Origin of the sequence: Methylomonas sp. DH-1 (assembly GCF_046097555.1) — a bacterium.
In the GTDB taxonomy this organism is placed as follows: Bacteria; Pseudomonadota; Gammaproteobacteria; order Methylococcales; family Methylomonadaceae; genus Methylomonas; species Methylomonas koyamae.
Genome location: NZ_CP143089.1, coordinates 1,053,961 through 1,070,268, shown reverse-complemented (window position 1 = coordinate 1,070,268; position 16,308 = coordinate 1,053,961). Strand labels below are relative to the sequence as shown.

Below are 16,308 nucleotides of genomic sequence, written 5' to 3'. Positions count from 1 at the left end.
TAAAAACTGGGCTTAACGGGACTGGTCCATCAACGCAATGAAATCGTCGAATAACGATTCCACATCGTGCGGCCCCGGACTGGCTTCCGGGTGGCCTTGAAAACTGAAGGCCGGCACGTCGGTTCGGGCGATACCCTGCAGGCTGCCGTCGAACAGCGAGACGTGGGTAGCTTTCAGATTGGCCGGCAAACTGTCCGGACTGACCGCAAAGCCGTGGTTTTGGCTGCTGATCATGACCCGGCCGCTCGCCAAGTCCTGGACCGGGTGGTTGGCGCCGTGGTGGCCGAATTTCATTTTCTCGGTTTTAGCACCGCTGGCCAGCGCCAGCAACTGGTGGCCCAGGCAAATGCCGAACACCGGTACTTTTTGGGCGAGAATGGCCTCGATCGCCTCGATTGCGTAATCGCAAGGCTCCGGGTCGCCGGGGCCGTTGGACAGGAACACGCCGTCCGGATTCAGCGCCAATACCTCGGCCGCCGGGGTTTTGGCCGGCACCACCGTGACGCGGCAGCCGCGGTTGGCCAACAGCCGCAATATATTGCGTTTGACGCCGAAGTCGTAAGCGACGACATGCTTGGCCAAATTCGGCGCGGCTCGATGGCCCACGCCCAATTGCCAGACATTTTCGCTCCATTCGTAGGCTTGGTCGGTAGTGACTTCCTTGGCCAAATCCATCCCTTGCAACCCCGGAAAAGATTCGATCGCTTGGGTTGCCGCGGCAATGTCAACCGTCTCGCCGGCCATGATGCAGCCGCGTTGCGCGCCTTTATCGCGCAACAACCGGGTCAGTTGGCGCGTATCGATATCGGCGATCGCCACCACGTTGTGCCGTTGCAGATATTCGGGCAAGGTTTGTTGCTGGCGCCAGCTACTGGCCAACAAGGGCAAATCGCGAATCACCAAGCCGCTGGCGAATACTTTCGCCGATTCGTCGTCTTCGGCATTGGTACCGACGTTGCCGATATGCGGATAAGTCAGCGTCACGATTTGTCTGGCGTAGGAAGGATCGCTGAGGATTTCCTGGTAACCGGTCAGCGCCGTGTTAAATACCACTTCCCCGACGGAACAGCCATCGGCGCCGATCGACACGCCGTGAAACGCAGTCCCATCTTCTAATACCAGTAATGCGGGTTTATTCAAGATTGGCCACCTTAGATGTAGAAAACGGGATGAGCCTTGCGGCCGATCCCGTTCCGGAGAGATAAAAACAGCGAGATTTTACGAAATTATGCTTGTTTGGTCATTAACAATTTTCCGAAATGGTGCACACCGGCGACACCCTGCGACTAACCCGGCACAGGCGATTAATCGGCCAGCAGGCCTTGCCGCGGGTCGTGCGCCAGTAATAACAACGTTCAATGCTTGGCTTTGCTCAGTTCGGACTGAAGTTTCTGCTGTTGCTCCGGCGTCAGCAGTTTGAAGATCCGGTTATCCAGCTTGGCCTTTTCCAAGGCCGCTTGTTTATGCATCTCCAACGATTTCTCGATCAGACTCAGGCTTTTCTCTTCGCTATAGTCCGCGGAAAAGCTCAGATTGCGCAGCTCGTCGCGCATCGCCCGGCCCTGGCTCCGCATCGCATCGCGGCCTTCGCCGAACTGACTTTGCCACAAGCTCTTAATCTCGGCCCGTTGCGCATCGCTCAAATTCAACGCCCGCAGAAAATGCGGCATGTGCTCGCCCGGAGCAAATTCGCCGCGGTGAGCCGGATGCGGGCCGCCGTCGCAACGAGGTTCGCCGTGGCGGGGGCCGGCGGCAACCGCCAGCGGTAACAGGCCTGCGATCAATAACAACTTTTTCATAACAACTCCTCGACTCGATAAACTTGGGAAGCGGCATAGCCGAATAGCTATTTGCCGGAATCCAGTATTGCAAACGGGGAGTTAACTGCGGTTAGCGCAAAGTAAAATCAAGTAAAAGCGGTTGGCGCAGTTAAGCCGGCAACCGCTATGATGCCGCATCGAATTTTGGTGGAGGCCAAGCAGATGAGCAAAGTGTTGATTATCGACGACGACGAGGAATTGGCCGGCCTGTTCAGCGATTACCTACAGCAGGAAGGTTTCGAAGTCGACATCGCCATGACCGGCAATTCCGGGCTGCAGCAGGCGCTATCCGGCAAACACCAATTGGTGATCCTCGACATCATGCTGCCCGACATCAAAGGCACCGAAATACTGGCGCGCATCAGGCTGGAAAGCCGCGTGCCGGTGCTGATGTTTACTGCGAAAGGCGACGATGTCGACCGCATCATCGGCCTGGAATCCGGTGCCGACGACTACGTTCCTAAACCTTGCACGCCGCGCGAACTGGTCGCCCGAATCCGCGCAATATTGCGCCGCACCCAGGCGGCGGACGAGCTACGCCAACCAGGGCCGATTTTGGCCGGGCCGTTGCAAATCTGGAGCGAAAAACGCAAGGCGACCTGGTTCGACAAAACCCTGGAGTTGACCAGCACCGAATTCAATCTATTGGAAGCGCTGGCCTGCCAGGCCGGGCAGGTTGTCAGCAAACAAGCCCTGTCCGAGAAAGCGTTAGGCCGGCCGCTGGCCCGCTTCGACCGCAGCATAGACGTGCACATGAGCAGCATTCGACAAAAATTGGGCAACCAGGCCGACGGCCGCTCTTATATCCAGACCGTGCGCGGCCAAGGTTACCAACTGGTCAAGGATTGAAATGGGCCGCTTGTTCTGGAAGTTTTTTTTCGCGTTCTGGCTGGCCTGGCTGACGGCGGGCATCGGCGTCGGCACGATCTTCTGGTTGCGCGAAACGCAACGGCAAGCGGAATCGGCCAACCAACCCAGCGGCATCAACGTCAGGCATATCGCTTCGATGGTCAGCGTTGCCGCCAATTTGTTGCCGCGCAGCGGCGTCGCCGGCTTGCGCGACTTTATCCACGCCTTACGCCAAGAGCGGTTTCCGCCGATATACGCCGTCGACGACCAAAACCGGGAATTACTGGGCCGCGAAGTATCGCCCGAGATTTTGCATCAGGCGCGAACCCTGTACGCGGACGGCCAATATCCGGACGCGATCCGCATGGTCTCGGCCGACGACGGCCGCCGCTATTTACTGTTCGTACCGTCGCCGGAAAACGGTTTCGCCGACAATTTCAGAATGGCGATGCCGCCGAACCCGCCGGACCTGCTGGGCTTCGCTAGCCCCGGCCAACGCCCGCCGCCCGGCCGCGACAATCGCCGACCGCCGCGCAATCCGCCCTCGCCTATCGCGCCGCTGATAGCCGGCAGCATCGCCAGTTTGGTATTTAGCGCCTTGTTAGCCTGGTACTTCGCCAAACCGATCCGCAATCTGCGCAATGCGTTTCAAGCCGTGGCCCAAGGCCGGCTGGATACCCGGATCGGCCTGGGCATGGGCCGGCGCCGCGACGAATTGAGCGACTTGGGCCGGGATTTCGACCATATGGCCAAGCAAATCGGCAATTTGGTCGGCGCCCAGCAGCATTTGCTGCACGACGTGTCGCACGAATTGCGCTCGCCGCTAGCCCGGATTCAAGCCGCGATCGGCCTGGCCCAGCAGCAACCGGAAAAATTGCCGGCAACCTTGGAGCGCATCGAGCGCGAGTCGCAGCGCATCAGCGACCTGGTCGGCGAACTGCTGATGCTGTCCCGGCTGGAGGCCGGAGTCGATAAACGAACATTCGAGGCGGTCAATATCGCCGATTTGTTGGCGGATATCGTCGAAGACGTCGGCTTCGAAGCGCAACGGAACGGCATTTCGCTGGAGTATTCAGGCATCGGCGACATCCGCGGTTATTGCCTGCCCGAACTGTTGCACAGAGCGGTCGAAAACGTCCTGCGCAATGCCGTACAACACTGCCGCCGCGACGGCAGCGTGATACTGGCCGCCGATTTCGAACGCAATAATGCGCGCTTAAGAATCCGCGTGGAGGATATGGGGCCGGGAGTTCCCGATCGGGACCTGGCGGCGATTTTTCAGCCGTTTTTCCGCAGCGGCAAACCGACCAAAGCCCAAAGCACCGGCCTCGGCCTGACCATCGCCCAACGCGCGATCGAAGCGCACGGCGGCCGAATCGGCGCCGAAAACCGCGAGGCCGGCGGATTGCGCGTCACGATCGATATCCCGTTCCCCAGTCGGCAAACCAGTTGAGGATGATATGGACACACACAAATTGAGCTTCCGCCGCTGGCTAGCGGCAGGCGCGCTATTATCGACAGTGGCGTTCGGCGTCAGCGCCGGCCCGCACCACCACGGCCACGGTTTCGGCCGCCACTTTCACCCCGGCTTCGGTTTTTACCTGGGAGTTCCGCTGTTTCCGCGACCATATTATCCGGCTTACCCGTACTACCCCGCTTATCCCTACTACCCGCGGGAAATCATCACGGTGCCGGCGCAACCGCCGGTTTACATCGAACGCGAGCGGCCGGCCGCGCCCAGCGCGCCGTTGCCGGAAGGCTATTGGTATTACTGCGACAATCCGGCCGGCTATTACCCTTACGTCAACCAATGCCCCGGCGGCTGGCGCCAAGTCTCGCCGACACCGCCGAATTGAGTGGAGGCGCACTATGCAACGTAACAGAGTTATCGGATTGTTTAGCGCCGCCTTGCTAAGCGGCGGCTGCGCACATATGCCCAACGGCCCCAGCGTAATGGCCTTACCGGGCAGCGGCATGTCGTTCGAACAATTCCGCCAGGACGATTACCTGTGCCAGCAGTACGCGGCCGGCCAAGTTGGCGCGACGCCAAACCAAGCCAGCGCGGATAGCCAGATCGGCAGCGCCGCCGTCGGTACGGCGGTCGGTGCCGCCGCCGGCGCAGCGTTGGGAGGAGGTGGCGGTGCGGCGATAGGCGCCGGTACCGGCCTAATGGCGGGAACCATCGCCGGCAGCGGCGAAGCCCGCCGCGCCGGCTACGCTACCCAGCAAAACTACGACAATGCTTACGTGCAGTGTATGTACGGCAAAGGCCACCGGGTGCCGGTATCCGGAGAATTTTCTTACCAATCGCCGGCGCCTAGCACTGCTCCGACGCGGGTTCCGCCGCCACCGCCCGGCTCGCCTCCGCCGCCGCCCAACCGCTAACCGGCCACCCGGCAACGGCGAATTGCAGAATTACAACGAGCCTAAATACGCGGCCAAAGCCTTGATATCGTCGTCGCTCAACGATTGCGCCATTGCATTCATTTGCGGAGCCTTACGCGCACCTTTTTTGAAATCGGCCAGTTGCTTGGCCAAGTATTGCGGCTGCTGGCCGGCGAGTTTGGGTACCATGCCGGTGCCCTGACCATTATTACCGTGGCAGCCCAGACACATACCGGCTTTTTCCTTACCTTGGCCGATCAAAGCGGCGTCGCTACCGCCGCCCGCCGACTTGCCCGGTAAACTGGCATAGTAAGCTGCCAGATTCTGCATGTCGGCCTCCGACAAACCGGCTGCAATCGGCTTCATGACCTCGTTTTCGCGCTGGCCCGACTTGAATTTATTCAACTGGCTTTCCAGGTAAATCGCGCCCTGGCCGGCCAAACTCGGCCACAGCGGGCTGCTACTGACGCCGGCGGAGCCGTGGCAGCCCTGGCAAACCGCAGCTTTGGCTTTGCCGGCATTGATATCCGCCGCATTCGCTCCAGCGGCAAACAACCCGAGCATGACGATAATTTTAATTTTATGGTAGTTATTGTTCATCCCGATCACCCTTGGTTGGCTTGTTGTACAATCCGACCAGCGCTTTCGCACCGGCGGGGAAGCCCCATCATAGTCAGGCCGTTTCGAGTAAGCAAACCTTAAATCCCGTGAACCCCATCCCCAAGGAATAGGACATGTCCTGGCTGCTATCGCTTTTCAATCAAGACTCGGTACCACACACCTTGCTGGTCATCAGCCTGGTGATCGCCAGCGGCCTGGTGTTGGGCCGCTTGTCGCTGGCCGGCATTCAGCTCGGCATCGCCGGCGTGTTGTTCTCCGGCCTGATCTTCGGCCATTTCCATCTCAGCATCAATCCGGAAGTCATGCACTTCCTACGCGAATTCGGCCTGGTGTTGTTCGTTTACGCCATCGGCTTGCAGGTCGGGCCCAGCTTCGTCAGTTCGTTTTTCCGCTACGGGCTGAAGCTGAACGGATTGGCTGCGGCCATCGTCTTGCTGGGCGCCTTGGCCGCGGTGCTGATCAGCATCGTCGGCGAGATTCCGATGCCGGTCGCAGTGGGCCTGTTCTCCGGCGCGACGACGAATACACCGTCGCTGGCCGCGGCCCAGCAAGTCTTGGGCAGTTTGCCGAATATCGGCCCGGACACGCTAAAAATGCCGGGCTTGGGTTATGCGGTCGCCTATCCGTTCGGCATCGCCGGCATCATCTTGGCGATGCTGCTGAATAAACGCCTGTTCAAGATCGACATCGCCTACGAAGCCAAACTGTTCGACGACAACCAACAACAGCAGGCGCACGTACCAATCTGGAAGGATTTGAAAGTCGAGAACCCCAACCTGAACGGCCTGATGCTGAGCCAGATTCCGTTTTTCGAAGGTATGAACGTAGTCATGACCCGAATTCTGCACAACGGCCAAGTCGACGTCGCCGGCCGGGACAGCCGGCTGGCGGTCGGCGACACAATCCGGCTGGTCGGCGAGCGCGAACCGCTGGAGCAGTTGAAAATCCTGATCGGCCCGGAATCGGATATCGACCTGAAACAAATCGCCACCAATCTGCACAGCAAACGCTTGGTGGTCACCAATAAAGCGGCGATCAACCAAACCATCGGCAACCTCTGTCTGCTGTACGGCGTGACGATTTCGCGGATTCATCGGCCGGACGTCGAATTTTCGCCGACCAGCCACGTCCATGTGCAATTCGGCGACGAACTGCACGTGGTCGGCAGCCAGGATGCATTGACCAGTATCGAAAAAGCCCTGGGCAATTCCTTGGAAGAACTGGACCATCCGCAAATCATGCCGATCTTTATCGGCATCTCGCTCGGCGTGCTGTTGGGTAGCTTCCCACTTTACCTGCCCGGCATCCCGTCCGCGGTCAAACTGGGCATGGCCGGCGGCCCGTTGCTGGTTGCGATCATGCTGAGCCGGATCGGCAACTGGGGCGCGATGACCTGGCATCTACCGAAAAGCTCCAACATCATCCTGAAAGATATCGGCATCGTGCTGTTCCTGGCCTGCGTCGGTCTGCATTCCGGCGACCAGTTCGTCGAAACCCTGGTCAAAGGCGACGGCTTTTACTGGATGGCCTGCGCCGCATTGATCACGCTGCTGCCGTTATTAATCGTCGCAGCTGTCGGCCGCATTTTCTACAAGCTGAATTTTCTGTCTTTGTGCGGCCTGCTGGCCGGTAGCATGACTGATCCGCCGGCACTGGCCTTCGCCAACAATCTGAGCCCGTCGGCTGCCGTTTCGATGGCTTACGCAACGGTGTATCCGCTGGTGATGATTTTGCGGATCATCGCGGCGCAGTTGATTATTTTACTGGTCAACTAAGCCCGATTCGTCGGGTGCATGGTTAGCGACATCGGCGCCGCAATGCTAGCCAACACCGACAATCTGGCGCCGAGCGACGGCGAACTCTACCTGTTGCGCGGCTTTTACCCGAACGCCGCCGCCGATGCCTTGTTTCAAGATTTACGCTGCAATCTGGCCTGGCAAACCGAACAAATCCAAATCTTCGGCCGCTCGATAACCGTGCCGCGGCTGATGGCTTGGTACGGCGACCGGGCAGCACATTACCGCTATTCCGGCGTCGACCACAGCCCGTTGCCCTGGACCGCAAGTTTATTGCAGATAAAAGCCGACCTGGACTCGATTTGCCAACATACCTTCAATAGCGTGCTGGCCAATTTATACCGCGACGGCCGCGATTCGATGGGCTGCCACGCCGACAACGAGCCCGAGCTGGGCAAGAACCCCACGATCGCATCGCTCAGTCTCGGCGACAGCCGCCTGTTCCGCCTGCGCCACAACCGTAGCAAACAGACTCTGGATATCGAATTAGCCCACGGCGACCTGTTGGTCATGGCCGGCACACTGCAGCACCATTGGCGCCACGAGTTGCCGAAAACCCGGCAAACCAAACAGCCGCGGATCAATTTGACGTTTCGGCGGATTTTGCCAACCAATTCAGCCGAGCCAGACGCAAGGCATTAATTTTACCGACCAGCAAGCGGCTTAAGCCCGGATCGACGCCATCGCTGCCAAGGCGGGTATCGTCGCCGTCCAGCTTTATCAGATAATCGCTATCCTCGCTGAATACGCTGACCTTATCGCGATTGTCGCCGCGGCGATGGGCGATAAAACGCGGCGGCGCGGCATGCTCGCCCCACAGCACGCCTTGCCAATCGCTGCGGCATTGCCTGCCGTCGACCATGCCTTGCAAGGTATTGAACACGTCGGTCTGTTGAAACTGCCTGTCCTCGTCCGCGTGCCCGTTGCCGGAGACGACGAGCAACGGCACTTTGGCCGAGGCTTTGTAATGGCCGAAATGCGCGGCCTCTTCTTTTTTTAACGGCGTCATCGAATGGTGGTCGCCGACGACCAGTAGCAACCCATTCCGAAAAAAGTGCCGGTCCTGCAACTGCCGGACAAAACGGCCCAATTGCTTATCGGCGTAGCGAAACGCCGCTTCTTCCGATTTTTGCTTGGTTTCCGGGTCGACGTAAGGATGGTGGGTACTGACGGTCTTGATGAACAGTAACAGCGGCTGGTTAGCGGCCTTGGCGATTCGATCCAGCGCCCGCAGGTAAAGCGCCTCGTCCGGCGCGGCGCGAAAATGATAGCGGTCCCAATGCGCATAATCGGGATGGTCGTGGCCCTCGATGTAATCGAAACCGATGCTTTTCGCCCAAGTCCCGGTGTTGCCGAATTCCAAATCGGCACTGGTTAAAAACTCGCTACGGTAGCCGTGCGCCTTCAACCGTTTCGGCAACGCTTGCTCGACGCCATAAAAACCGGCAAACGAAGCGCTGCCGCCGTCGGAATAGCTCGACGGCGAATAGATCGACGGCAAACCGGTCAACAGAGCGATTTCGCCGTCTTCGGTGATAAAACCGTTCGCGTAAAAATTGCGAAACGCCAGATGGTTTGCCGCGATCGCGTCCAGCTCGGGGGTCCAATCGCGAATGCCGGAAAAGTAGCGGCTTTGGTAGGCGGACAACGATTCCACCATCAGAATGACGATGTTTTTGCGTTGTGCCGGTTCGGCGAGGCAGGTTTGCGCTTCTTCGTGGCGAAAATCGCGAATAAAAGCCGGGCTGTAAGCCGACGCTTCCGAGCGTATCGTCAGGTTGTAATCGAAAACGTTTTTATAAATCCAGGCATGGGCGTAGACGTCGTTGTCGGTGAAACCGGAAATCAACGGCAGCCCGGCGATGGCAAACAGCGGTAGTATGCGGCTACGTTCGGCGGGAAGACGGTACGGAAGCGAGACCAGCGCGGCAATCGCCGCCAATACCGGCAGCGCGATCGCCCACAGCGCCCAATCCGGCAATCCGTAGATTTGTTGCAGGTATTTGTGGGAATAACCGGCGTATTTGATCGCATCGCCGAGCGCCAGATGGGTGTCGAAATTAGCGATGACCAAGTAATCGATCCAGTACACCGTAAACAACGCCAGCGCCGACAAACGCAATAGCGCCGATATCGGCCGCCGCATACCGGGCCAGCACGACAGGTACAGCAGCACCAGCAATGCCGCATAAACCACAGCATCGTTGGCCAACACCCTAGCCCATCCCAGCCACGGCGTACCGGTGTACTCGTAGATGAAACGGTCGACGAACAGGCCTTTCAGCAGCAACGGCGCCAATAGGAAGACGAAGACGCCCAAGCGCTTGGCCATGCCGGCTTATACCGAGCGTTTACGTTTTAGCAGATGAAAAATATCGACTTCGATGAAACCGAACGCGACAATCCACAACACGGCATCGTAGCCGTCGAGCCAGGCGCCGCGCGCCAACCAAACCCCGGCCATCGCCAGTAGGCCGGTAAAAGTGGCAATGGTCGCCAGCCAAAAAAAACGCGGATGCCGGCGTACGTAGTCCGGCCAGCGGACTTCGGTTTCCAAAATGGCAATCAATCCAAACCAAAGCAGCGAGTTGGCCACATCCAACCATTCGCTGTCGCGCCAGTAACTGGCAAAAACCAAACCGATCACGCCGATCAAACCGCTGCGCAGATGGCGCATCGCCGTTTCGCCTAGCGGCAAACCGACCTTGTTCGCTTCCAATTCGTAAATCACCAGCAACACCACCCATACCAAGGCATCGGCAAAACTGGTCAGCGTGTCGGTAAAACCGTAAATAACGGCATTCAGCGCCAGCAACGCCAGAATCGACAATTTGGATTTAGGATATTGGATCGCGGAAGTATTGAACATGATCGACAGGTCCGGCATGCCGACAAAGGCAACGTGAAAATTGTGGCAAATAAAAAGGGCTTTAGCGCCGCTAAAGCCCTGTATTGGCCTATCCGTTTATTTGATGAAGCAGGCTTTCTCGGCTTCTGCTTCGGCTTCTTTCAAGCGGCTGCGTAACTCCTTGGATTGTTTGGGATCGCGGAACGCGGCGCCGTTCTCTCCGGCGGTTTTTTGCATCTGGCTGAAGGTTCTGGCCGCTTCGTATTCGGCAAAACTCAATTTCTCGGCAATCTTGTCGATCTTGCAGCCGCAGGCGTATTGGCTGATGTAGGTCAAGCCGCCGTGTTTGGCGACGCATTCCAAAACGTAATCGACGCGGTCGCGGGTCGGGTAGTCGTTGACCATTGGCGCGGGTGCGGCAGCGGCTTCGGCATCCGGTTTGGCGCTGTCTTCGGTGACGGCGCAACCGCCGAGTAAAACCAAAGCGCTGAGCATCGGGATCAAAAAGTTTTTCATGGTGCTGGCTGTTTCGTTGTAGTTAAAGAGTTATTGTTCGGCGGCGAAATCGACAATCTGTTTCAGTTGCGGGTTCATTTCGGCTGCAAATTGGTTCAGCGCCGGATTGTCGGTATCATCCGGCAACAAATGGGTACGCACGATGGTTTTACCCTGGAATTGGTAGGTCACGACGTTGCAGGGCATATAAGCGATCGCATGCGGCGTGATTTCCAGCACCGTTTTCGCCAAGGTCAGATTGCAAAACTGTACGGTGTCGTACTCGGGAAAATTCTCGGCGCCACGCTCGCGTATGACTTTGCCGACCCGGCTATGGCCGGTGATACGGAAATTGTGCTCGGCAATGGCAACCTGCAATTCGGCCAACACTTCGTCGTAAGGCTTGCCGGTCTCGACCTGGTAATACATTACCGTCTCGCTGTGCAGCGCGGGATTGGCGCAGCTTGCAATCAGCGGCAAGCTTGCGAAAATGACGGCTCTGTTAAACATTGGCAAAGCTTAACATCATGAGCGGGCAAAACAAAGTTAGCGGCGTCGTGCTGGCCGGCGGTTTGGCGCGGCGGATGCAGCACCGAGACAAAGGCCTGATCCTTTTCGGCGACCGGCCGCTGGTCAGCTATGCGTTGGCGGCGTTGGCGCCGCTAGCCCAAACGTTATTGATCAGCGCCAACCGTAACCAAGAGCAATACCGTGGCTTCGGCTACCGGGTGATCAGCGACGCCAATCCCACCTTCGACGGCCCTTTGGCCGGCATCCTGGCCGCATTGCAAACCGCACCGGCGCAAATTTTATTGACTGCGCCTTGCGATTCGCCTTTTGTCCGCACCGAACATTTTCAAAAGCTGTTGGACGCCTTACACGGTAGTACTGCCGACATTGCGGTGGCGTTCGACGGCGAGCGTTTACATCCGGTATTCGCAGCGATCCGCACCCATTTGCAAGCCGATTTACAAGATTACTTGCTATGCGGAGAACGTAAATTGCAAGTTTGGTTTCGGCGCCACGCTATGGTCGAAGTCGATTTCGGCACGGCGCCCGAAGTTTTTGCCAATATCAACTCGCCCGCCGAATTGGAGGCGCTGCAATTGCGCGGTGGACTCGGCCGCGTCGCATCCCCGGACTCTGAGCCGTCCTGATTACCCCTACAGCCGGTGCAGTATGCCTTTTCCGGCAGCTTGTGCTAACGTTGGCGTTTTGAACGCCACGGTCCGGAATTGAAATGAAACAAAAACTGATCCATTCGCTGATGCTGGCTTTGTCCCTGCCGGCCTGCATAGCTCAATTCCAGCCTGCTTTCGCGGCGAATACGGCCGCCGAACAGGATAAATTACGCATCCACACCGGAATTCCGCGCCGCGCCAGCGATTCGCTGTTTTCGTATACCGTGGAATGGCGTATCGACGACGGCGAGTTATACCGCTCTACCGGCTTGAGTTTCTTGAACGCCTCCAAATTGGACCACGACAAACCGGAGGCTTACATCGCCAAAAAGCTTTGGACCGCAATGAAGGACGGCATGATCCAACTCGATCCGAATTGGCGCGGCGTCACCGTTATCCAACCCAAGGACCAGCCGGAATTGGTTATCGCCAACAAAGCCGGCTACTCGCTCACCAACATCACGATTCGCGATTACTCCAACCAGGCTTTACAGTACGAGCTGGCCGACAAAACCTTTAGCGCCGAAGGCGTACAGCTAGCGCTGGATTTGGTCTATACCGCCGACGTGGAGTATTTGGACAACTTTACGTCGAAAAAAGCGCAATCGGCATCCCAAGGCGAAATTGCGATCGCGATAGACGGCCAAACGCCGATTAAGATAAAAACCGACGGCAAAACGACCCAGGAACTGGAGCAAGAACTTGCCGGAAAAATCAGTCTCGCCCAATTGGCGCAAACGCCACTTTACCCGGGCATGGTCAGTACCGATACCCGCAACAACAAGCCGTTCGACGGCAGCGAGATCCAGCTACTCAACTTGCCGGCAAAATCGATCGCTATCGATATCAGCGACCCGGCTTTAGGCGTGCTGACCAAATTCAAATTCAAGGACGAAAACCGTTCATTGCAAGTGGCGGATCCTAGATTCATGCTGGCACTACTGGCACTCGCCACCGGACTGGCGCTGTTTTATTTTTGGCGCAACAGCAAAACAAAACTGTCCCGATAAACAACGAAAGCGGCACTTTGGCCGAAAATTGCCAGCGTTTGCGGCCAAAGCGTCATGCTCAATACCAAGCTAGGCCGACGGTTTATCGGTTTTTTTCCAGAACCAGACGCCCAGCCCCACCACGCCGGCGACCAGTAACAACATCAAAATCGGGTGTTGGTAGAACGTGTCGAAAAAAGCCCCTGTGGTTTGCGATGTCGCTCGGTAATACGGGCCCATACTATTTCCCTCCAATGCCGGCAAGCGGCCAAACGATTGATTCGATTTAATTAGCGGCAAGGCTGCGCCATGCTTGGAGGAGAAGTTACCTTGCAATCGGCCGTTGTCCAGCCCTTAGCTGAAAGAGCCTGATAACCGGCCGACAGTACTTGGAAGCCAATGGCGTAGCGGAAATGGCTCGGGCAATAAAAAACCAGACCCAGCGCTTGCTGGGTCTGGTTCTTGGTCGTACCGAATCAGCGGGTTGATCTGCGCCGAATGCCCAGCCCACCCAACAGCACGGGCCCCATCAGCCAGAAGGCCGGAGGCAGCGGCACCGGAAAGCTGGTTGCCAACACCCGGAATTGTCCGTCCCAAGCCGCCGGACCAGAGAAATTCAGGCGGAAACTATTGACGCTGGAAAACGCCGCCGGGTTACTGAATTCGTCGAACCCCAACCAAAAGCTTCCCGGACCGCTGAAGCTTTGCACGCCGCTAGTCGAACTGCCGTTGGCGATCATTTCGACTTGAACGCCCAAGTCGATACTTAAAATCTCCAACAGAATCGCATTGCCGTGAGCGGTAAAATTGATCGGATCGAAATTCCAAACGATAGACGCGGTACCGGCCGAGGTTCCGCCATTGGTAATTTTCAAAACATTGCCGCCGGAAGCGATTTCTTCTTTATTGGCGTAAGTCGTGCCGCTGGCAACGGCCGAAAAGGTACGCGAGGCATTGGTCAAATCAGTACCGGTCAAATGATCGACGGTCGTCGGGCTACCCACGGTATTTCCCCGATCGATAGCCGTCTGGACGTGGGTAAAATTGTCGATCGTTAACACGCTGGCGCCCGCGGAAGGCGAGATAGACAGCGAGCAAAGCAGCGCTAAGGCTGGCAGACTGAATTTGAAGGTTTTCATAAACATGGTCGATTGTCCTGACATTACACTGAGAGTGGATTGCTAATTCACGCCTTGGCCGACAACGGTTTTTTCGGCGAGCCGAAGCCGCTAGCCAACAAACCAATCGCTAACAGTGCTATGACCGAAGGTTCGGGCACGCTATTGCCATTGGTAGCCAACAATCTGAACTGTGCGTCCCAGGCGTCAGTGCCCTGGAATTTGAGTTCCAGGCTAGTCAAATGGCCGAACACGCTGGCATCGGAAAACTGGGTAAAGGCGATGATGTGCTCGCCGAGTCCTAAGTCGGTAAATCCGAATATCGAACTGCCGTTGGCAATCAACTGCACTTGGTGGCTCAAATCCATAAATTCGGTGGCAAGCACAAATGCGCCGGCCAGCGATGCCAAATCGATCGTATCAAAACTGTATAACACGCTGGCGAAACCGCCGTTTGAACCGTTACTGACCGTCAACAGACCTTGTTCGACCACCACTTCTGAGGTATCGCCGTTAGCGAACGGGGTAGCGGTCAAGGTGCGGGTAATGCCGCTTAAATCCGAGCCGGAAATCGGCAACGGGCCGTCGCTACCGTTATCGATGGCTTGAAAATCGGAAAAATCGTCGATCAAGGTTGCGGAAACGGCGTTTCCCACAGACAAAGCCAACGTCAGGGCCAATAAAACCAGGCGTAATCCAGGCAAACACTTGTTCACTTTATTCATCCTTTGCAGCAGTAGTAAAACATTGAGTGGAACGGAACGAATTCCTTAACCTGGAACAAAGCACGCCTTGTGCCACTACCATTAAAATGTTTCGAATCAATTATTTGATCTTCTTCACAATGATTTTTCAGCAATTGCGCGAGTGACAGTTCTGGCAGCCGAAATGACAAGCGTGGCAGCGCTGGCAGCATTGCCAATCCGGCCATCAGCCAATAGACTCGCACCTCAGCCAAGCACATAGCCCCGACCTCCGCCATGAGCCAGTTATTCACTCCGTTTTCTTTAGGCCCGTTGACCCTGCCGAACCGAATCGTCATCGCGCCGATGTGCCAATATTCGGCCGTCGACGGCATTGCCTCCGATTGGCACTTAATGCACCTCGGCAATCTGGCAATGTCCGGCGCCGGCCTGTTGATCATCGAAGCCACCGCGGTCGAGCCGCGCGGCCGTATCTCGCCGGCCGACCTCGGTCTCTGGTCCGACGCCGGCGCGGCGGCTTTGGGCAAAATTCTGGATGCGATTCGGCGCTATTCGCCGATGCCGATTGCGCTGCAACTCGCGCATGCCGGACGCAAGGCCTCTACCGCTACACCGTGGGACGGCGGACACCTGCTGGACTCGACCGGCGGCGGTTGGCCGACCGTTGCCCCATCGCCGCTGCCGTTCATGCCGGACGATCCGCCGCCGCTCGAACTGAGCCCTGCCGATATGGCGCACATAGAACGGTGTTTCGTATCGGCGGCACAACGGGCGCAGCAGATCGGCGTCGACGCAATCGAGATCCACGCTGCACACGGCTATCTGTTACACCAGTTTTTGTCGCCGCTGGCCAATCTGCGGAACGACGAATTTGGCGGTTCGCTGGAAAACCGGATGCGCTTTCCGTTAGCGGTGTTCGCCGCGATGCGTGCCGCGGTTTCCGAGCGGATACCGATCGGAGTCAGGATTTCTGCGACCGATTGGGTGGCCGGCGGCTGGGATGTCGAGCAAAGCATTGTGTTTGCCAACGAATTGAAAGCTCGCGGCTGCGCCTACATTCACGTATCCAGCGGCGGCCTGTCGCCGCAACAGAAAATTCCGCTGGGCCCCAACTACCAAGTGCCGCTGGCCGCAGCGATTCGCAACGGCTGCGGACTGGCGACGGTTGCAGTGGGATTGATTACCGAAGCGGAGGCGGCCGAAGCCATCGTCGCCGAGGGTCGGGCCGACCTGGTCGCCATCGCCCGCGGCATTCTTTACGATCCGCGCTGGCCCTGGCACGCCGCCGCCAAACTTGGCGCTCGAGTCGAAGCTCCCCGCCAATATTGGCGTTGCCAACCGAGAGAATTGAAGGAACTGTTCGGCGACATCCGCTTCCGCCAACGCTAACGCTAACGCATAGATCAAGCAGCGGCCACTCGGCCGCCCGCCAAAACTACGAAATATCGTGCGCATGGCGATATTTCGTCCCGCTCGGCCCGCTGCCGTCGCCGCAGCAGCGC

Annotated in this window: 20 protein-coding genes; 9 read left to right on the top strand and 11 right to left on the bottom strand. The window is 57.7% G+C overall.

Features of this window, described 5'->3' with window-relative positions:
• Window positions 1–12: 12 nt before the first annotated feature.
• Together carA and VXJ35_RS05280 are read right to left on the bottom strand one after the other, a co-directional pair.
• On the bottom strand, window positions 13–1,140 hold the full coding sequence (carA, locus tag VXJ35_RS05285) for a glutamine-hydrolyzing carbamoyl-phosphate synthase small subunit (protein ID WP_064020761.1): 1,128 nt from the start codon (window positions 1,138–1,140) through the stop codon (window positions 13–15).
• Between the two features lie 215 nt (window positions 1,141–1,355).
• Window positions 1,356–1,799, bottom strand: a complete 444-nt coding sequence (locus VXJ35_RS05280) for a Spy/CpxP family protein refolding chaperone (protein ID WP_064020760.1) — start codon at window positions 1,797–1,799, stop codon at window positions 1,356–1,358.
• 147 nt (window positions 1,800–1,946) lie between these two features.
• Between VXJ35_RS05280 and VXJ35_RS05275 the strand changes: the two genes are divergently transcribed.
• Genes VXJ35_RS05275 through VXJ35_RS05260 form a run of 4 tightly spaced genes read left to right on the top strand, consistent with a single transcriptional unit; the run spans window position 1,947 to window position 5,054 of the window.
• Window positions 1,947–2,669, top strand: coding sequence for a response regulator transcription factor (locus tag VXJ35_RS05275; RefSeq protein ID WP_269454920.1), 723 nt, complete (start codon window positions 1,947–1,949; stop codon window positions 2,667–2,669).
• 1 nt (window position 2,670) lies between these two features.
• The gene (locus VXJ35_RS05270) at window positions 2,671–4,122 is read left to right on the top strand and encodes an ATP-binding protein (RefSeq protein WP_064020759.1); all 1,452 of its coding nucleotides are present in this window, start codon (window positions 2,671–2,673) and stop codon (window positions 4,120–4,122) included.
• A gap of 7 nt (window positions 4,123–4,129) precedes the next feature.
• A complete protein-coding gene (locus VXJ35_RS05265; protein WP_064020758.1) occupies window positions 4,130–4,525 on the top strand; it encodes a hypothetical protein in 396 nt (131 codons plus the stop codon).
• Between the two features lie 13 nt (window positions 4,526–4,538).
• Window positions 4,539–5,054, top strand: a complete 516-nt coding sequence (locus tag VXJ35_RS05260) for a glycine zipper family protein (RefSeq protein WP_064020757.1) — start codon at window positions 4,539–4,541, stop codon at window positions 5,052–5,054.
• A 30-nt stretch (window positions 5,055–5,084) separates the two neighbouring features.
• On the opposite strand, the gene VXJ35_RS05255 is transcribed toward VXJ35_RS05260, so the two are convergent.
• A complete protein-coding gene (locus tag VXJ35_RS05255) occupies window positions 5,085–5,654 on the bottom strand; it encodes a cytochrome c (protein ID WP_054763557.1) in 570 nt (189 codons plus the stop codon).
• Window positions 5,655–5,788: 134 nt separating this feature from the next.
• On the opposite strand from VXJ35_RS05255, the gene VXJ35_RS05250 reads away from it, so the two are divergent.
• Window positions 5,789–7,450: a putative transporter gene (locus VXJ35_RS05250; RefSeq protein WP_064020756.1), complete on the top strand. Its 1,662-nt coding sequence runs from the start codon at window positions 5,789–5,791 to the stop codon at window positions 7,448–7,450.
• Between the two features lie 18 nt (window positions 7,451–7,468).
• A complete protein-coding gene (locus tag VXJ35_RS05245) occupies window positions 7,469–8,113 on the top strand; it encodes an alpha-ketoglutarate-dependent dioxygenase AlkB (protein WP_231914851.1) in 645 nt (214 codons plus the stop codon).
• Here the strand turns inward: VXJ35_RS05245 and VXJ35_RS05240 are convergent.
• The 4 genes from VXJ35_RS05240 to VXJ35_RS05225 all read right to left on the bottom strand — a co-directional run bounded on the left by VXJ35_RS05240 (window position 8,052) and on the right by VXJ35_RS05225 (window position 11,324).
• A complete protein-coding gene (locus VXJ35_RS05240) occupies window positions 8,052–9,803 on the bottom strand; it encodes an LTA synthase family protein (RefSeq protein ID WP_064020755.1) in 1,752 nt (583 codons plus the stop codon). The two genes, VXJ35_RS05245 and VXJ35_RS05240, sit on opposite strands and share 62 nt — an antisense overlap.
• A 6-nt stretch (window positions 9,804–9,809) precedes the next feature.
• Entirely contained in the window at window positions 9,810–10,340 is a 531-nt protein-coding gene (locus tag VXJ35_RS05235) for a hypothetical protein (protein ID WP_064023377.1), read from the bottom strand.
• A gap of 96 nt (window positions 10,341–10,436) precedes the next feature.
• The gene (locus tag VXJ35_RS05230) at window positions 10,437–10,835 is read right to left on the bottom strand and encodes a hypothetical protein (RefSeq protein ID WP_064020754.1); all 399 of its coding nucleotides are present in this window, start codon (window positions 10,833–10,835) and stop codon (window positions 10,437–10,439) included.
• A gap of 30 nt (window positions 10,836–10,865) precedes the next feature.
• The gene (locus VXJ35_RS05225; protein WP_064020753.1) at window positions 10,866–11,324 is read right to left on the bottom strand and encodes a DUF302 domain-containing protein; all 459 of its coding nucleotides are present in this window, start codon (window positions 11,322–11,324) and stop codon (window positions 10,866–10,868) included.
• A gap of 17 nt (window positions 11,325–11,341) precedes the next feature.
• On the opposite strand from VXJ35_RS05225, the gene mobA reads away from it, so the two are divergent.
• Together mobA and VXJ35_RS05215 are read left to right on the top strand one after the other, a co-directional pair.
• A complete protein-coding gene (gene mobA / locus VXJ35_RS05220; protein ID WP_064020752.1) occupies window positions 11,342–11,971 on the top strand; it encodes a molybdenum cofactor guanylyltransferase MobA in 630 nt (209 codons plus the stop codon).
• 83 nt (window positions 11,972–12,054) lie between these two features.
• Window positions 12,055–13,005 carry a hypothetical protein gene (locus VXJ35_RS05215; protein ID WP_231914850.1) on the top strand — a complete coding sequence of 317 codons (951 nt, stop codon included), beginning with the start codon at window positions 12,055–12,057 and terminating at the stop codon, window positions 13,003–13,005.
• 69 nt (window positions 13,006–13,074) lie between these two features.
• Here the strand turns inward: VXJ35_RS05215 and VXJ35_RS05210 are convergent, their stop codons facing one another.
• The 4 genes from VXJ35_RS05210 to VXJ35_RS05195 all read right to left on the bottom strand — a co-directional run bounded on the left by VXJ35_RS05210 (window position 13,075) and on the right by VXJ35_RS05195 (window position 15,099).
• Complete coding sequence (locus VXJ35_RS05210; RefSeq protein ID WP_172680396.1) at window positions 13,075–13,224, bottom strand: hypothetical protein; 150 nt, start codon at window positions 13,222–13,224, stop codon at window positions 13,075–13,077.
• A gap of 236 nt (window positions 13,225–13,460) precedes the next feature.
• Window positions 13,461–14,129, bottom strand: a complete 669-nt coding sequence (locus tag VXJ35_RS05205) for a hypothetical protein (RefSeq protein WP_064020751.1) — start codon at window positions 14,127–14,129, stop codon at window positions 13,461–13,463.
• A gap of 41 nt (window positions 14,130–14,170) precedes the next feature.
• Complete coding sequence (locus VXJ35_RS05200; RefSeq protein ID WP_064020750.1) at window positions 14,171–14,827, bottom strand: PEP-CTERM sorting domain-containing protein; 657 nt, start codon at window positions 14,825–14,827, stop codon at window positions 14,171–14,173.
• The gene (locus VXJ35_RS05195; protein ID WP_157198086.1) at window positions 14,824–15,099 is read right to left on the bottom strand and encodes a hypothetical protein; all 276 of its coding nucleotides are present in this window, start codon (window positions 15,097–15,099) and stop codon (window positions 14,824–14,826) included. The genes VXJ35_RS05200 and VXJ35_RS05195 overlap by 4 nt, the downstream gene beginning before the upstream one ends.
• On the opposite strand from VXJ35_RS05195, the gene VXJ35_RS05190 reads away from it, so the two are divergent.
• Window positions 15,083–16,195, top strand: a complete 1,113-nt coding sequence (locus tag VXJ35_RS05190; protein ID WP_064020748.1) for an NADH:flavin oxidoreductase/NADH oxidase — start codon at window positions 15,083–15,085, stop codon at window positions 16,193–16,195. The two genes, VXJ35_RS05195 and VXJ35_RS05190, sit on opposite strands and share 17 nt — an antisense overlap.
• The last annotated feature ends 113 nt before the right edge of the window (window positions 16,196–16,308 follow it).

Excerpts from the sequence above, each read along its gene's own strand:
- VXJ35_RS05280 (WP_064020760.1), bottom strand. The coding sequence starts at position 1,799 with ATGAAAAAGTTGTTATTGATCGCAGGCCTGTTACCGCTGGCGGTTGCC.
- VXJ35_RS05275 (WP_269454920.1), top strand. The coding sequence starts at position 1,947 with ATGATGCCGCATCGAATTTTGGTGGAGGCCAAGCAGATGAGCAAAGTG.
- VXJ35_RS05270 (WP_064020759.1), top strand. The coding sequence starts at position 2,671 with ATGGGCCGCTTGTTCTGGAAGTTTTTTTTCGCGTTCTGGCTGGCCTGG.
- VXJ35_RS05265 (WP_064020758.1), top strand. The coding sequence starts at position 4,130 with ATGGACACACACAAATTGAGCTTCCGCCGCTGGCTAGCGGCAGGCGCG.
- VXJ35_RS05260 (WP_064020757.1), top strand. The coding sequence starts at position 4,539 with ATGCAACGTAACAGAGTTATCGGATTGTTTAGCGCCGCCTTGCTAAGC.
- VXJ35_RS05255 (WP_054763557.1), bottom strand. The coding sequence starts at position 5,654 with ATGAACAATAACTACCATAAAATTAAAATTATCGTCATGCTCGGGTTG.
- VXJ35_RS05250 (WP_064020756.1), top strand. The coding sequence starts at position 5,789 with ATGTCCTGGCTGCTATCGCTTTTCAATCAAGACTCGGTACCACACACC.
- VXJ35_RS05245 (WP_231914851.1), top strand. The coding sequence starts at position 7,469 with ATGGTTAGCGACATCGGCGCCGCAATGCTAGCCAACACCGACAATCTG.
- VXJ35_RS05240 (WP_064020755.1), bottom strand. The coding sequence starts at position 9,803 with ATGGCCAAGCGCTTGGGCGTCTTCGTCTTCCTATTGGCGCCGTTGCTG.
- VXJ35_RS05235 (WP_064023377.1), bottom strand. The coding sequence starts at position 10,340 with ATGTTCAATACTTCCGCGATCCAATATCCTAAATCCAAATTGTCGATT.
- VXJ35_RS05230 (WP_064020754.1), bottom strand. The coding sequence starts at position 10,835 with ATGAAAAACTTTTTGATCCCGATGCTCAGCGCTTTGGTTTTACTCGGC.
- VXJ35_RS05225 (WP_064020753.1), bottom strand. The coding sequence starts at position 11,324 with ATGTTTAACAGAGCCGTCATTTTCGCAAGCTTGCCGCTGATTGCAAGC.
- mobA (WP_064020752.1), top strand. The coding sequence starts at position 11,342 with ATGAGCGGGCAAAACAAAGTTAGCGGCGTCGTGCTGGCCGGCGGTTTG.
- VXJ35_RS05215 (WP_231914850.1), top strand. The coding sequence starts at position 12,055 with ATGAAACAAAAACTGATCCATTCGCTGATGCTGGCTTTGTCCCTGCCG.
- VXJ35_RS05210 (WP_172680396.1), bottom strand. The coding sequence starts at position 13,224 with ATGGGCCCGTATTACCGAGCGACATCGCAAACCACAGGGGCTTTTTTC.
- VXJ35_RS05205 (WP_064020751.1), bottom strand. The coding sequence starts at position 14,129 with ATGTTTATGAAAACCTTCAAATTCAGTCTGCCAGCCTTAGCGCTGCTT.
- VXJ35_RS05200 (WP_064020750.1), bottom strand. The coding sequence starts at position 14,827 with ATGAATAAAGTGAACAAGTGTTTGCCTGGATTACGCCTGGTTTTATTG.
- VXJ35_RS05190 (WP_064020748.1), top strand. The coding sequence starts at position 15,083 with ATGAGCCAGTTATTCACTCCGTTTTCTTTAGGCCCGTTGACCCTGCCG.